Source organism: Nonomuraea basaltis (assembly GCF_005893125.1).
Taxonomy (GTDB): domain Bacteria; phylum Actinomycetota; class Actinomycetes; order Streptosporangiales; family Streptosporangiaceae; genus Nonomuraea; species Nonomuraea basaltis.
Genome location: NZ_VCJS01000089.1, coordinates 36,462 through 49,318 on the forward strand (window position 1 = coordinate 36,462; position 12,857 = coordinate 49,318).

At 69.4% G+C, this 12,857-nt stretch carries 12 protein-coding genes; 3 read left to right on the forward strand and 9 right to left on the reverse strand.

The genetic code is table 11. The features are described from left to right. Positions 1-453: 453 nt before the first annotated feature. Together EJK15_RS34615 and EJK15_RS34620 are read left to right on the forward strand one after the other, a co-directional pair. Positions 454-645 (forward strand): hypothetical protein, encoded by a 192-nt coding sequence (locus EJK15_RS34615; RefSeq protein WP_171074700.1) that lies wholly within the window; start codon positions 454-456, stop codon positions 643-645. A gap of 81 nt (positions 646-726) precedes the next feature. Continuing rightward, the gene (locus EJK15_RS34620; RefSeq protein WP_138714692.1) at positions 727-1,353 is read left to right on the forward strand and encodes an NUDIX hydrolase; all 627 of its coding nucleotides are present in this window, start codon (positions 727-729) and stop codon (positions 1,351-1,353) included. Between the two features lie 160 nt (positions 1,354-1,513). Here the strand turns inward: EJK15_RS34620 and EJK15_RS34625 are convergent, their stop codons facing one another. The 9 genes from EJK15_RS34625 to EJK15_RS34665 all read right to left on the reverse strand — a co-directional run bounded on the left by EJK15_RS34625 (position 1,514) and on the right by EJK15_RS34665 (position 11,404). Beyond that, entirely contained in the window at positions 1,514-4,261 is a 2,748-nt protein-coding gene (locus EJK15_RS34625; protein ID WP_138714693.1) for a CDP-glycerol glycerophosphotransferase family protein, read from the reverse strand. A 209-nt stretch (positions 4,262-4,470) separates the two neighbouring features. Continuing rightward, positions 4,471-4,806: an MGMT family protein gene (locus EJK15_RS34630; protein ID WP_138714694.1), complete on the reverse strand. Its 336-nt coding sequence runs from the start codon at positions 4,804-4,806 to the stop codon at positions 4,471-4,473. Continuing rightward, the gene (locus tag EJK15_RS34635; RefSeq protein ID WP_138714695.1) at positions 4,794-5,153 is read right to left on the reverse strand and encodes a hypothetical protein; all 360 of its coding nucleotides are present in this window, start codon (positions 5,151-5,153) and stop codon (positions 4,794-4,796) included. Before EJK15_RS34635 ends, EJK15_RS34630 begins: the two co-directional genes overlap by 13 nt. A 22-nt stretch (positions 5,154-5,175) precedes the next feature. After that, the gene (locus EJK15_RS34640; RefSeq protein WP_138714696.1) at positions 5,176-6,333 is read right to left on the reverse strand and encodes a S8 family peptidase; all 1,158 of its coding nucleotides are present in this window, start codon (positions 6,331-6,333) and stop codon (positions 5,176-5,178) included. After that, positions 6,327-7,127, reverse strand: coding sequence for a hypothetical protein (locus EJK15_RS34645; RefSeq protein ID WP_240777398.1), 801 nt, complete (start codon positions 7,125-7,127; stop codon positions 6,327-6,329). The genes EJK15_RS34640 and EJK15_RS34645 overlap by 7 nt, the downstream gene beginning before the upstream one ends. A gap of 158 nt (positions 7,128-7,285) precedes the next feature. Next, positions 7,286-8,527 (reverse strand): S8 family serine peptidase, encoded by a 1,242-nt coding sequence (locus tag EJK15_RS34650; protein ID WP_138714697.1) that lies wholly within the window; start codon positions 8,525-8,527, stop codon positions 7,286-7,288. Continuing rightward, positions 8,515-9,231: a hypothetical protein gene (locus EJK15_RS34655; protein WP_240777399.1), complete on the reverse strand. Its 717-nt coding sequence runs from the start codon at positions 9,229-9,231 to the stop codon at positions 8,515-8,517. The genes EJK15_RS34650 and EJK15_RS34655 overlap by 13 nt, the downstream gene beginning before the upstream one ends. Positions 9,232-9,269: 38 nt before the next feature. After that, positions 9,270-10,451 carry an adenylyltransferase/sulfurtransferase MoeZ gene (gene moeZ, locus EJK15_RS34660; RefSeq protein ID WP_138714698.1) on the reverse strand — a complete coding sequence of 394 codons (1,182 nt, stop codon included), beginning with the start codon at positions 10,449-10,451 and terminating at the stop codon, positions 9,270-9,272. Between the two features lie 53 nt (positions 10,452-10,504). Beyond that, the gene (locus tag EJK15_RS34665) at positions 10,505-11,404 is read right to left on the reverse strand and encodes an alpha/beta fold hydrolase (protein WP_138714699.1); all 900 of its coding nucleotides are present in this window, start codon (positions 11,402-11,404) and stop codon (positions 10,505-10,507) included. A gap of 443 nt (positions 11,405-11,847) precedes the next feature. Here EJK15_RS34665 and EJK15_RS34670 point away from each other — a divergent pair, with 443 nt between their 5' ends. Continuing rightward, positions 11,848-12,165 carry a hypothetical protein gene (locus tag EJK15_RS34670; protein WP_138714700.1) on the forward strand — a complete coding sequence of 106 codons (318 nt, stop codon included), beginning with the start codon at positions 11,848-11,850 and terminating at the stop codon, positions 12,163-12,165. The last annotated feature ends 692 nt before the right edge of the window (positions 12,166-12,857 follow it).

Genomic DNA, 12,857 nt, shown 5'->3' on the forward strand with positions numbered 1-12,857 from the left:
CTGGTTTTCCGGCGACACGCCGCGCGCCCACTTCCAGACAAAGCGCGATATATCTTGACTTCGCATGAACGCGACATATCGTGTTGGTGGGGGCCACTGAACGGAAGGGAATGGCCATGACCAAGACCAACAAGGGATACAAGGGCATCGGCATGGAGGGCCCGATCGCCCGCTGGTACGCCGCCAACACCGGCAAGGGTTGCTGATGGGGTTAGCCAACCGTAGTTATCATGTGGCATAGTGTCACTGCACGCCCGGCGCCCAGGCGACGTCGGGCACCCTCCTCGGTCAGGCCGTGCGTGTCTGGCCGGTCAGCGTCCGGAGGGACGTGTTCAACGGGCCGGTGGCCTCGCTGCCGGTACCAGGGCACGAAGACGATTGGTGGATGCCGGGCACCTCGTTGTGTCCTGATCCTGTGCAACGCTCAGGATCGCTAAGCCAATCAGAGACGCTGTGGAAACGGACGTGGCGCGGATGGGCCTCGGCGCGCTCTCCCGGGCGTTCACCAGATTCGCGCTGCGGTCGTTCCTGCCGCGGCGGGCGTACACGAAGAGCGAGTTCGAGGCGTTCATCGCGCAGACCGAGTTCCGTACGTACGAGATCCAGCAGTCGCCACTGGCCCTGGACGTCGACCTCCGGAAGTGACCGTTGAGATTCCATGCATACGGAGCGTTTGACCTTGTAACGTAGGGTCAACATTTACGCCCTGTGCGGGGGGTCGATCGCATGCGCTGGCAGGTCCACTCGGAGAAGACGCTGTACGCCGACCCGTGGGTGGACGTCCGGGTGGCCGATGTGGAGCTGCCCGACGGGCGCCATCTCGATCACCGGCTCATCCGCACCGCACCCACGGCGGGGGCCGTCGTCACCGACGACCAGGACCGGGTCCTGCTGATCTGGCGGCACCGCTTCATCACCGACAGCTGGGGCTGGGAGATCCCCCTCGGCCAGATCGATGAAGGCGAGATGCCACAGGACGCCGCCGCCCGGAGGGTGGAGGCGGAGACGGGCTGGCGCCCCGGCCTCCTGCGCCCCCTGCTCGCCGTCCAGCCGGCCAACGGGATCTCCGACAACCTGCATCACGTGTACCGGGGTGAGTCGGCCACGTACATCGGGCCACCTTCGGACCCGAGGGAGGCGGACCGGGTGGAATGGGTGCCCGTGTCCCGGATCCGAAGGTTGATCGACAACGGTGAGATCGTGTGCGGGACCAGTCTGTCGTCCCTGCTGTACTTGCTGATCGACTGCCTGCCGCCCGGGGGCGCAACCGCGGGACCCGCCCTCGGCTTCGAGACCACTTTCGACCCCACCCGCCCGATCCTTCTGCGCGACTTTCCCGGGCTCCAAATCTGACCACCGCACGCGCCTTACCCCGTAGTCGGTCAAGAGGACGCTTCGTCACGGCGAGCAACCCGTGAGCCTTCACGACCGGCCATGACAGCCGGTCACCGACGTCGGCGCGTGCGGTGACCTTGGGCCACCGTAGAAAAGGAAGATCTTGGGTTTTCGAGACTTACGAGAAGAGGTGATCGACCACCCGAGCAGTGGATTTGCCATCGTCGCGGGGAGCGAAGGTGGCGCGGAAGGCGTCGTAGCGGTCGGCGTGGGCGGCGGCCACCGTGTCGATCGAGCGGAGGGCGTCGATCACGTCTGCCGAGGTCGACAGGACGGGCCCCGGCGCCTGCTCGGCCAGGTCGATGTACAGCCCCCGCTTCGACGAGTATTTCGCCAGGTCGTAGCCGTAGATCACGATGGGCCGGCCGGTGCAGGCGAAGTCGAACATGACCGACGAGTAGTCCGTCACCAGGACATCGGCCACCAACAGGAGGTCCGCCATGTCGGGGTAGGTGGTGACGTCGCGGGCGATGTCGGGAACGGCTGGGATGGCCTGCATGGGATGCGCGCGGACCAGAATCTCGTGGTCGGCGCCCAGAGCCTCCCGCGCCTTGGCCAGGTCCAGTTTGACCATGGCGTTCTTGCGGTCGTAGTCGCGCCACGTCGGCGCGTACAGGACCACCCGCTTGCCCTCCACCAGCCCGAGCCGCTCGCGCACCGCGGCCGCCAGCTCGTCGCGGTCCGGTGAGTTGAGCACGTCGTTGCGGGGCAGGCCGCTCTCGAGGATCTCGCCCTTGTAGCCGAACGCCTTGCGCAGCACCGGAGTGGCCCAAGGGGACTGCGACAGGAGCAGGTCCCAGCCGCGCACCTCCGCCGCCTGGCGGTGCCAGATCGGCGGCCTGGGGTCGCGGTTCATGTGGGGCTGATCGTTGCCGATGCGCTTGGCCGGGGTGCCGTGCCAGGTCTGCACGACCACCTGGTCCTCGCGGGCGCGGAACCAGACGGGCAGGAACGCGTTGGTCACGATGTGGCGGGACCTGGCCAGGGCGGCGTGGTGCTCGCGGCTGCCGGCGCGGACGACGGTCGCGCCGCCCGGCGGCACGAACGCGCCGTCCTTGACGATCCAGATGTGCTCGCGGTCGTCGCCCCGCCCCAGCCGCTCCTCGTAGATGGCGCGGACGCTGTCGGCGTAGAGCCGCCCGTCGTTGACGACGTAGACGGTCGCGTCCGTCAGCGGCTCCGTGCGCTGCGCCGGGTAGAAGACGCGGCGCAGGACGTGGGTGCCCGCGACACCGCGCTCGTCCGCCGGGCGGTCCTCCTCGACGGTCACGACGGGGACGTCGAAGCGCGTCGAGATCATGCGGAACGTGTGGCCGTCGAACGTACGCGGTTCCTCGTCGAGCCCCGGCAGGGCGGCGTGGTCCATGCGCAGCGGGACGATCTCGCCGGACGGGTGGCGGAGCGACATGTTCCAGGTGCCCGACGACAGCGGCACCGCCTCGCCGAAGCGGTCCATGGAGGCGGGCTCGACGCGTACGGAGAAGTCCTCGCCGGAGCGCTCCATCGGAAGCAGGTAGGAAAGCCCGGAGCGGTGCCGCAGCGTGAGCGAGCGGGGGCCGGGGGCGTCCGGGTAGTGGCCGCGCAGCAGGAGGGAGGAGCCCTCCCAGACCGCCGAGGTGATCACCGGGCGGATGCGGTGCGCGGAGACCACGACGCGGTCGCGGCGGTCGCCGAGCACGGTGATCTCGCGGTCGCCCACGGCCGTGCGGGTCTCCACGAGGTCGGCGAGCATGACCGACGCCGCCGGGTCGCCCTTGGGCTCGACCCAGAGCCGCCGGCCGTCCTTCTCCTGCAGCAGGGTGGGCACGGCCAGGCCGACCAGCACCTGCGTGCCGTCGCCCGAGGGCGTGAAGTCGGCGGCGATGCGGTGACCGCCCAGCCTGGCGTGGCCCTTGGTCACGGTGCGGCCGGGCAGGAAGATCTTGAGCTCGAGGCGCTCGCCGTCGAGGGACACCCCCGTCAGCTCGGCCCGGTTGGGCTGGAGCACGACCTGCAGCGCGCGGTCGGACGTCCAGACCGGCCTGACCCACAAGCCGGGCTTGAGCTTGAGCCCGGTCGGCCGCTCGGGACGGCCGAGCGAGGAGCCGCGCAGCAGACCGGTGGCCCGCGCGCCCCGGCTCCAGAACACGATCTCGGCCCGCCACGTCGTGGTGTCGGGCACCGACGGCCGGTGCCGCATCCGGCGGCGCACGGCGGAGACCATCCAGCGTACGGAGCCGCGCCAGCGCAGCGACCACGGGCTCAGCTCCGCGCTGAAGCCGGACCAGTCGTAGTTGCAGCCGGGCTCGCGCGCGCCGTGTGTGGCCTCGGGCGCGAGCACGCGGCGCGTGCGCATGCGGATCGGCGGCAGCCAGCGCGGCCCGCGTAGCACCACGGTCGCCCAGTTGAACCTGCGGCTGCGGACAGACAGGCCCGCGAGGTAGGCGAAGCCGGTGACGCGCAGCCTGCCGTTGACCCAGGTGATGTCGTCGATGTGGGTCACCGGCACCATGTCGGCGCGCCGCAGCCGGTAGAGGTCGGGCGGCAGCTCGTCGCGGAAGGGCAGGTCGGCGTACCAGCGCAGGCCCTTGCGGATGCGCTTGGACGGCTCGGCCGCCGCGGTCACGACTTTGGTGAGCGTGTCGCCGTCGACGAGCTCCTCGTCCGGGCGGTGCTCGATCAGGTGGCAGATGACGCGGCGGGCGACCGGCAGGTCGCGCTTGACTCCCGGGTCCACGCCCGCGAGGTATGGGCGGACGAGCGCGAGCATCTCGCGCCGTCGCGCGGCGCCGCGCTTGACCGCGAGGTCGATGCGGCCCCCGAGGGCACCGCTGAGCACCTCGGTGTCGAACGCCGCGTCGCGTCCGCCGGGGCCGACCGTTCTCATGACCGCTTCGAGAGGCTCGCCACGATCGCAGAGATCCTGGACAGCCTTCAGGCGGTCAGCGCGCGAATCGCCGCCCTGGCTTCGGGCTGTGACGCCGGTGGCCATAGGGGAGGCACCGCCTTTCGGGCCGCCATCAAGTGTTCTGCCCATGGTAATGGGAGTCACATGGCACAGAATCGCCGGTTCGGCGAAACCGCAGTTCAAGAGGGTTACTGAAAATCCGCTGAAGGCTCCTCACGTTCCGCGGAGCGTCCGTCCCAGCGGGCCAGGCGCATATCCGCGCGCTGGCCACGCAGGGGGGTGCCCTCCTCGCGCCAGTGCGCCAGGCAGCGTTGCAGGTGGTCAGGGGCGGCGCCGCCGCCGTCGGCGTGGACGACGCGCCACCAGGGCACGCCGCCGCCCCACGTGGACATCACCTTGCCGACCTGGCGCGGGCCGCCCTCGCCCAGGTATTCGGCGATGTCCCCGTAGGTCATCACCTTGCCGGGCGGGATGCGCTCGACGAGGTCGAGCACCCGCTCGGCGAAGGGGTTCAGGGGCTCCATGCCGCCGGGCCGGCGTCGATGATCTCGTCGAACTTGCCGATCTCGACCACGCTGCCACCCGCCTCGACCTCGATGACGCCGTCGCGCACCGCGTACACCTCACCGTCCTCGCCCACGAGCCGGCCGCCGAGAGCGGCGCTCAGCCGCAGGAGCTGTGCCACCTGCCAGTCGGAGCCCGGCTCGCCCACCAGATGGCCCGCCCAGCGCGCCACCGCGTGCGTGCCGCCTGCGTGGCGGGCCACGATCTCGTCAGATCCGCGCAGCCCGAAACCGGCCGGCGCTATGGCCTTCGCGAGCTCCGCGAAGGCGAGTGGCGACTCGCGCACCACCCGCAGCTCGTATCCCATGACGGGGGACCATAGCGGATCTTCACTCTTTACGCTGATTGAGCACGACGATCGCGCCGCAGAACGTGATGAGCGCCACCAGCGCCCCACCCCCGAACAGCCACAGCCGCCACGGATCGGGTCCTGGCCGCGACGGCACGGGCGAGTCCTCGCCCTGGCCGAAGTGCTCCTTGCCGGGCCCGGCCGCGCTGCGCTGGACGCCGGTCAGCCGCTCGGCGGCGTTGAGCGCGGCGGCGGCGTCGACCACGCCGAAACCGGACTTGTCGTCGTACCCGGCGGCGGGACGGCCCCTTGCGCTCGAGGCCAGCGCCTGGGCGACCTGCTCGGGCGGCAGGTTCGGGTAGCGCGATTTGATGAGCGCGGCCACGCCGGACACGAGCGCTGCGGCCGAGCTGGTGCCCTCCGACAGCTCGTAGCCGCTCTTGCGCTTGACCACGGGCACGTCCACGCCGGGCGCGGCCACCAGCACCGACAGGTTGTCGCTGCTGAACGAGGCCCTCCTGCCCTGCTTGTCGGTGGCCGCCACGCCGATGACCCCGGGGTAGCCGGCGGGGAAGCTCCAGAAGGAGGTGCCCTTGTCCTTGGCGTATTGGGTCAGGCCGTCGTTGCCGACGGCGGCGACCAGGACGACGCCCCTGCCGAGCGCGTACGAGACCGCCTCCCGCTCGGACTTGAGCGGGCCGTAGGAGCCGATCGACATGCTGATGACCTGGGCGCCGTGGTTGGTGGCGTACCGGAGGGCGCGGGCGAGCGGGCTCTCCGAGGTCCGCGTCTCCTCGTCCTCCAGCGGCGGGACGCCGAGCCCCGGCTCGTCGTCGATGACCAGGGGCAGCGACAGGATGCGGGACTCCGGCGCGATGCCGATCAGCCCGTCGTCCTCGCCCGAGCCGGCGATCAGGCCGGCCATGGCGGTGCCGTGCCTGCCGGGCTGCGCCTCGCGGGTCACCGCGCCCGAGGCCATGTCGGGCCCCTTGTTCACGCGCCCCCGCAGCTCCTTGACCTCGGCGTCCACGCCGCTGTCGACGACGGCGACGGTGACGCCCGCGCCCTTGGTGACGGTCCACGCCTGCTCGACGTTGAGCGCGTCGAGCACCCACTGCTGCTGATCCCTGACGGGTTCGGCGGCGGGGCCCGCGAGAAGGAGCAGCGCGGCCGCGAACGTGCGCACGACGGTCAGCACACGTTCCCCTGGGTGCAGGGCGGCACCTTGGGCGGGTCCGCCAGGAAGTAGGCGATCTGGTTGCCGATCGACTTGGCCGCCGGCCACAGCTCGGGGTGCAGGATCTCCTCGGGCGGGATCGCGGCCCTGGTCCGCCCGTCGGCGTAGCCGCCGGTCGAGAACACGATGTACGGTCCCGCGCCCACCCAGCCGGTACGCTGCCGCTGGTCACTACCGAAGCGCTCGCTCACCGTGCCGGGGAAGGCCACGGGCAGCACGCCCACGCGGTCGTCCTGGGTGAGCTCCTCGGTCGCCGAGACCCTGGACGCCTCGTCCTTGAGCACGGCGACCCCGACGGTGAAGACGAACGAGGCCGTCTGGTCGATGTAGGTGGCCCGCAGCATGGTCACGCAGCCGTGGCTGTCGAGCACACCGGCCACGGAGGAGTCCACACCCTTGCCGCACTCGGTCTCGGGGGCGATGCCGACGCGCCTGGCGTACTGCTGGGCGCGGTCGAGCCCGAGGTACTTGACCTCTTCGGGGAAGACGCCCGTCGCCGGCCACGCCTGCCAGCGCCTGGCGATCTCCTCCTGCTTGTACTTGTTCTGCTCGGCGGGGGTCAGCGGGCGTGCCCGGGTCTCGCTGAGCAGCCCGATCGTGCCGAGCAGCACCACGGCGGCCGACACGGCGACGATGACGCCGAGCAGCGCCACGAACATCCGCCGGTAGCGGATGCCCTGCTGGAGCGCGTCCAGTTCGGCGCGCTGTTTGGCCGCCGTGCGCCTGTGGGAGTCCGCCGCCGGCCAGGCACGCACGCGTGACCGGCGGCCGGTGGTGGCGCCGAGCGGATTTCTCCGTCCCGGCGTGGTTTCTCCCCCGGCGCGTGGCAGCCCTGAGGTTGGCCTACGTGCCTCCACCACCGCCTCGTTCCCGCGTTCGTTTTGTGTCTATTTCGTCCCCCCAGGAGGGCAGATCATGCGTCTTGAGAGCTGGGCGCCCGGCGTACGCGCCTGACCAGGATGAATATGACGGCCAGGGACGCGAGCGCGCCGACGGCCGCGGCCGCGGCGATGGCCGCGGAGACCGTGACACGCTTTTCGTCCCTGACGATGACCTTGATCGGGCCGGCCTGCCCACCGGCCAGCGGCTTGGCGGGGTCGTGGGCCTCGGCGCCCGAGGCGGTCTCGGTGTGCCCGGCGAGCCTGGCGGCCTCGGTCAGGGCTCTGGCGGCGTTCACGACGCCGAAGCCGGTGGCGATGTCGTAGCCGCCCGGCGGGCGGTCGGTGGCGCTGGCGGTCATGGCCTGCGCGACGAGCGGAGTCGACATTTTCGGATATTTCGCCTTAATAAGGGCAGCAACGCCTGACACCAGTGCCGTCGCCTGCGAGGTGCCCCGGCCGATCCAGTACTCGTCGCCCGGACCCGCGCCCATGATGTCGACGCCGGGCGCGGCCACCTGCACGGAGGAGTTCCAGTTGGAGAACGTGGCCCGCCGCAGCCGCCGGTCCGTCGCCCCCACGGAGACGACCCCGGGGAACGCGGCCGGGTAGGAGTAGGGCGCGAAGTCGCCGTCGATCTTCCGGTCGCCGTCGTTGCCCGCGGCGGCGACGAGCACGACGCCCTTGGAGATCGCGTAGCGGATGGCCGCCCGCTCCTCCCTGGTCGCCAGCTCCTTGGAGATCGACATGTTGATCACGTCCGCCCCCTCGTCGACCGCGTACCGGATGCCCCGGGCCACCACGTTCTCGAAGCGCTCCGCCGAGTTGAACTCCCGGAAACCCGGCTCCTCGTCCTCAAGGATGACCCTTACTGACAGTACGTCCGCTTCGGGCGCGACGCCGATGATCCCCAATTTTCCCTTCTGGCCGTGCCCGTGCCCGGCGATCAACGAGGCCATGTACGTGCCGTGCAACCTGCTCGGAGTCACGCCGGGCGGGTTCGCGCCCGCGGTGAAATCCTTGCCCTCCCGTACCGAGCCGGCCAGGTCGCGATGGCTCGGATCGACGCCGGAGTCCAGCACCGCCACCGTGACGCCGGCGCCCTTGCTGACGGCCCAGGCCTGGGTCAGCGCAAGCGTCTTGATCACCTGCCGCTGCCCGCCGCGCACGTCGTCGGCCTGCGCGGGCAGGGCCGTGAGCAACAGCGCCCCGGCCGCCGCGCCCGCCACCACCTGTCTCAGCACCCTTCCCGGAGTGCCCTCGGTCAGCACTGCCATTCCTTGGCGGTGCAATCGGGCATCTTGAGCGTGCTCAGGCCGGTCAGGATGTGCTCGGAGATCTCGGCGGCGAAGGAGAAGGCCGCCGGCCGCTGCTCACCGACCGCGACCCCGGGCCTGCCGTCTACCTCGCCGGCCGTGGTCAGCACCAGATACGGCCCCGTCTGCCGGACCGAGCCGGCTTGGCGTCCGCCAGGGGTGAAGCGGTGGGCGACCGTGCCGCGGAAGGCCAGCGGACGCAGCCCCGGCACGGGTTTGCCACCGGCCGCGAAGGCGGATTTGGCGCGGGCGGCGCCCAGCTCGTCGGCCAGGGCCACCACGCCGATGGTGACGAGCACGCCGCGGAGCGCGTCGATGTAGGTGGCGCGCAGGAGACCGCGGCAGCCCGCGTCGCGCAGGGCCGTGGCCGCCTTGGCGTCCACGGAGTCGCAGGAGGTCGACGGCGAGATGCCGATCCTGCTGGCACGTTCCTGCCCGCCCTGCTCGGCGGAGTACGGCACCGTGGCGGGGAAGATGCGTCCCGCGGGCCAGGTGCGCCAGCGCTCGGCGACCTCCCGCTTGGCCGCCGCGCGCAGCTCGGCGGTGCTCGGGCCGCGCGTGAGCTCCGTGCCCGCCGCGCTGCCCGCAACGCCGGCGGCCACCGCGCAGATCAGCGTCAGCGCGGAGGCCACCACGAGGGTCGGCCATGGGCGTGCAGAGTTCACGCCAACGACCTTAACCGGGACGTCCCGGTGGAAACCCCTTAATAGCTGGGCAGGCTCGGATCGACGGTCTTGACCCAGCTCAGCACGCCGCCGCCGACGTGGACGGCGTCGGAGAATCCGGCGTTCTTGACGACCGCCAGCGCCTCCGCCGAACGCGCGCCCGACTTGCAGTGCAGCACGATGCGCTTGTCCTGCGGCAGCTTCTCCAGGGCCGAGCCGTTGAGGAACTCGCCCTTGGGGATCAGCGTGGCGCCGGGGATGGAGACGATCTCGTACTCGTTGGGCTCGCGGACGTCGACGAGGAAGATGTTCTCGCCCTTGTCCTGCATGGTCTTGAGCTCCAGCGCGGTGATCGTGGAGCCGCTGGCGGCCTCGGCGGCCTCGTCGGAGATCGCGCCGCAGAACGCCTCGTAGTCCTCGAGCAGCTCGGTGACCGTCGGGTTCTTGCCGCACAGCACGCACTCAGGGTCCTTGCGGACCTTGACGTCGCGGTACTTCATCTCCAGGGCGTCATAGATCATCAGCCGCCCGACCAGCGGGTCGCCGATGCCGGTCAGCAGCTTGATGGCCTCGTTGACCTGGATGGAGCCGATCGACGCGCACAGCACGCCGAGCACGCCGCCCTCGGCGCACGACGGCACCATGCCGGGAGGCGGGGGCTCCGGGTAGAGGCAGCGGTAGCACGGTCCATGCTCGGCCCAGAACACGCTCGCCTGGCCGTCGAACCGGTAGATCGAGCCCCAGACGTACGGCTTGCCGAGCAGCACCGCGGCGTCGTTCACCATGTAACGCGTGGCGAAGTTGTCGGTGCCGTCGACGATGAGGTCGTAGCCGGAGAAGATCTCCATGACGTTCTCGGTGGTCAGCGCCGTGTTGTGGATCACGACGTCCACCAGCGGGTTGATCTCGCGGACCGACGCCGCGGCGCTCTCGGCCTTGAGCCTGCCCACGTCCGACTGGCCGTGGATGATCTGGCGCTGCAGGTTGGACTCATCGACCACGTCGAAGTCGATGACGCCGAGGGTGCCGACGCCCGCCGCCGCGAGGTACATCAGCGCGGGCGAGCCCAGGCCCCCGGCGCCCACACACAGCACCTTGGCGTTCTTCAGCCGCTTCTGCCCCGCCATGCCCACATCGGGGATGATCAGATGGCGCGAGTAGCGGCGCACTTCGTCGACGGTCAGCTCTGTGGCCGGCTCGACCAGCGGTGGCAACGACACTTTCTACGCTCCCGGAGCTCCGTTTTCAGGGGGTCATATCCTCACCTTGAAACCTAGCTGGCGAGTGGGGCATTCCCCAATCGAGTCTCACCGATCAGGCCGCGTGCTTCGGCCGCCACGACCTGCGGGATCTCCATCATCGCCACGTGACCCGCCGTCGGCAGCAGCACGAGCCTGACCCGAGGGAAGCTACGCCACGCCTTCGCGGCCATGGCGGGACGGACCAGGCGGTCGTGCCTGCCGTGCACGATCAGGGTCGGCGCCTGGACCTTGGCCGCCTGGCGCCACAAGTTGTCCTCACCGCGGCGGAAGTATTCGGCCACGATGCCCCGGGCCGAGGCGATCATGGCCTCGCCTGCGTAGGGGAGGTCGTCTCTCCTGCGGAGCTCCTCTATGGCATCGCGCAGGCGCACCGGGTGGACGGCGTTCGCGTTGGCCCAGACCATGGACAGGGAGGCGTTGATGCGCTGCTCGGCGGGGACCAGCTGGAGCTTGCTCGCCACCCACTCGCCCAGCTTGGGCACCGCGGCGGCGGCCACGCGGACGGGGCCATACCTGGGGAGCAGGTCGGGCAGGGCGGGTGAGATGAGCATGAGCGAGCGGACCAGATCGGGTCGGGCGGCGGCGACCCTGACGGATACCGCGCCACCCAGCGAGTTGCCGAACAGATGGGCCGGGCCCGTGCGCTCCAGCAGGCCGATCACGGCCCTGGCGTGCCCGGCGACGCTGTAGTCGCCGTCTTCGGGAGCGGGCGAGAACCCCGCGCCCGGCAGGTCAATGGCGTGACCGGTGACCGTGTCCTTGAGCTCGTCCATGAGGTCGGTCCAGTTCGTGGCCGAACCTGCCAGACCGTGCACGAACACCGCCTGCTCGGCCGGCCCCTCGGGGGTGGACCGGACGTGCACCGAGCCGATCATGCGTCCCGGCCAGTGCGGGATCGGCGCCGCCACCATGTGTCCTCCTCGTCGTCGCTCGAACGCTTCTTCCCGTTCCCTTAACGATAACCACCGCGCCTAGGTGGGACCTGGATTCCGTACAGACCAGCAGCCCGGCGAGCGCCGCCGCCGTCCACGATCGGCCGGGCCACAGGCATCGAGTGAAGCAGGTCAAGATCAGGCTCAACGTCCGGGCCGTGCCTCGCGGGCGGATCGCCGACAAGAGCCGGCCCGCCTCGCTTCACGACAAAACGGACAAATCGCCTCAATTCATTTCATAAATACTTAATAAGAGCAATGTAAGCGTTAGTGTATTGCAAAACACTTCGATGCCCGTTTGCGACACTCTCGCGCCGGAAATGAAAACGGCGGATGACACATTTAGTCGTCATCCGCGACATTCTCTGATCCTTCAGAAAATGTCAGGAACCAGGGCAACCGCACCTTTGGGGGGTAACTCAATGCCCACGTTCAAGACTGTGGTCGCAGGGCTGGCGATGAGCACGGCAATGACCGGTGGAGCCATCGGCCTGGGCGCAATGACCACCGCCTCGACCGCCAACGCGACGACCGCCTCCGCAGCCACCACGATGTCGTCCGGCTTCTTCACGAACTGCCGCCGGCACTGCGGCGGGTGGGGCCGCAACCACCACAAGCTGAAGATCCGCATCCGCATCCACAACAACAACCAGCAGAGCCAGGCACAGGCCACGCGCCAGGACCAGGATCAGGATCAGGACCAGAGCCAGTTCCCGTGGAACTTCCTCAACGACGACTGACAGCTCCAGGTTGTGACCTGGAGCGATCGGGAGGAAGGTCCTGAGCGATCGGAAGGCGGTCGCGCGAACGCATCCCGGTTGACGTGAGCCCTGGCCGATGCTCGCAGAGTGGTCATGCAGCGGCTGAGCGATGACCCGACGCAGCGGACGCGCAGCACCGGCACTCGACTCACGGGCCAGACCAGGAAGACGCCCACCGAACGCTCAAGATAGACGCCACCGCACGATATGCGCCCTCGGCAATTCGCCGCCGAGGGCGCATTCACGCGTTCTCAGGCTCCAGAGAGTCGGCGGCCGGCCACCACACAAAAGAGACAAATCACCATAATTCATTTCATAGTACTTAATAAGAGCAATGAGAGTGTTGATGTATAGCAAAACACCGCGAAGCCTGTTTATGTGACATTAGCGTCGGGAAGCAACAATGTGAGCGGATGACGCATCAGTAAGTCCACCCATTGCGTTTCCGATCAATCGAGAAATTACAGAACAGGGCAATCGAACCTTTGGGGGGATTCCAATGCCCAAGTTCAAGAGTGTCGTCACGGGCCTCGCTCTCAGTGCCATGACCGGCGCCGTCGGCATCCTGGGCGCAGTGAGCACCGCCTCGACCGCCAACGCCACATCCAGCGGCGGCTACACCGCCGGAAGCTGCGGTTGGGGCTGCGGCCTGTCTCTTAAACACCTCCTAC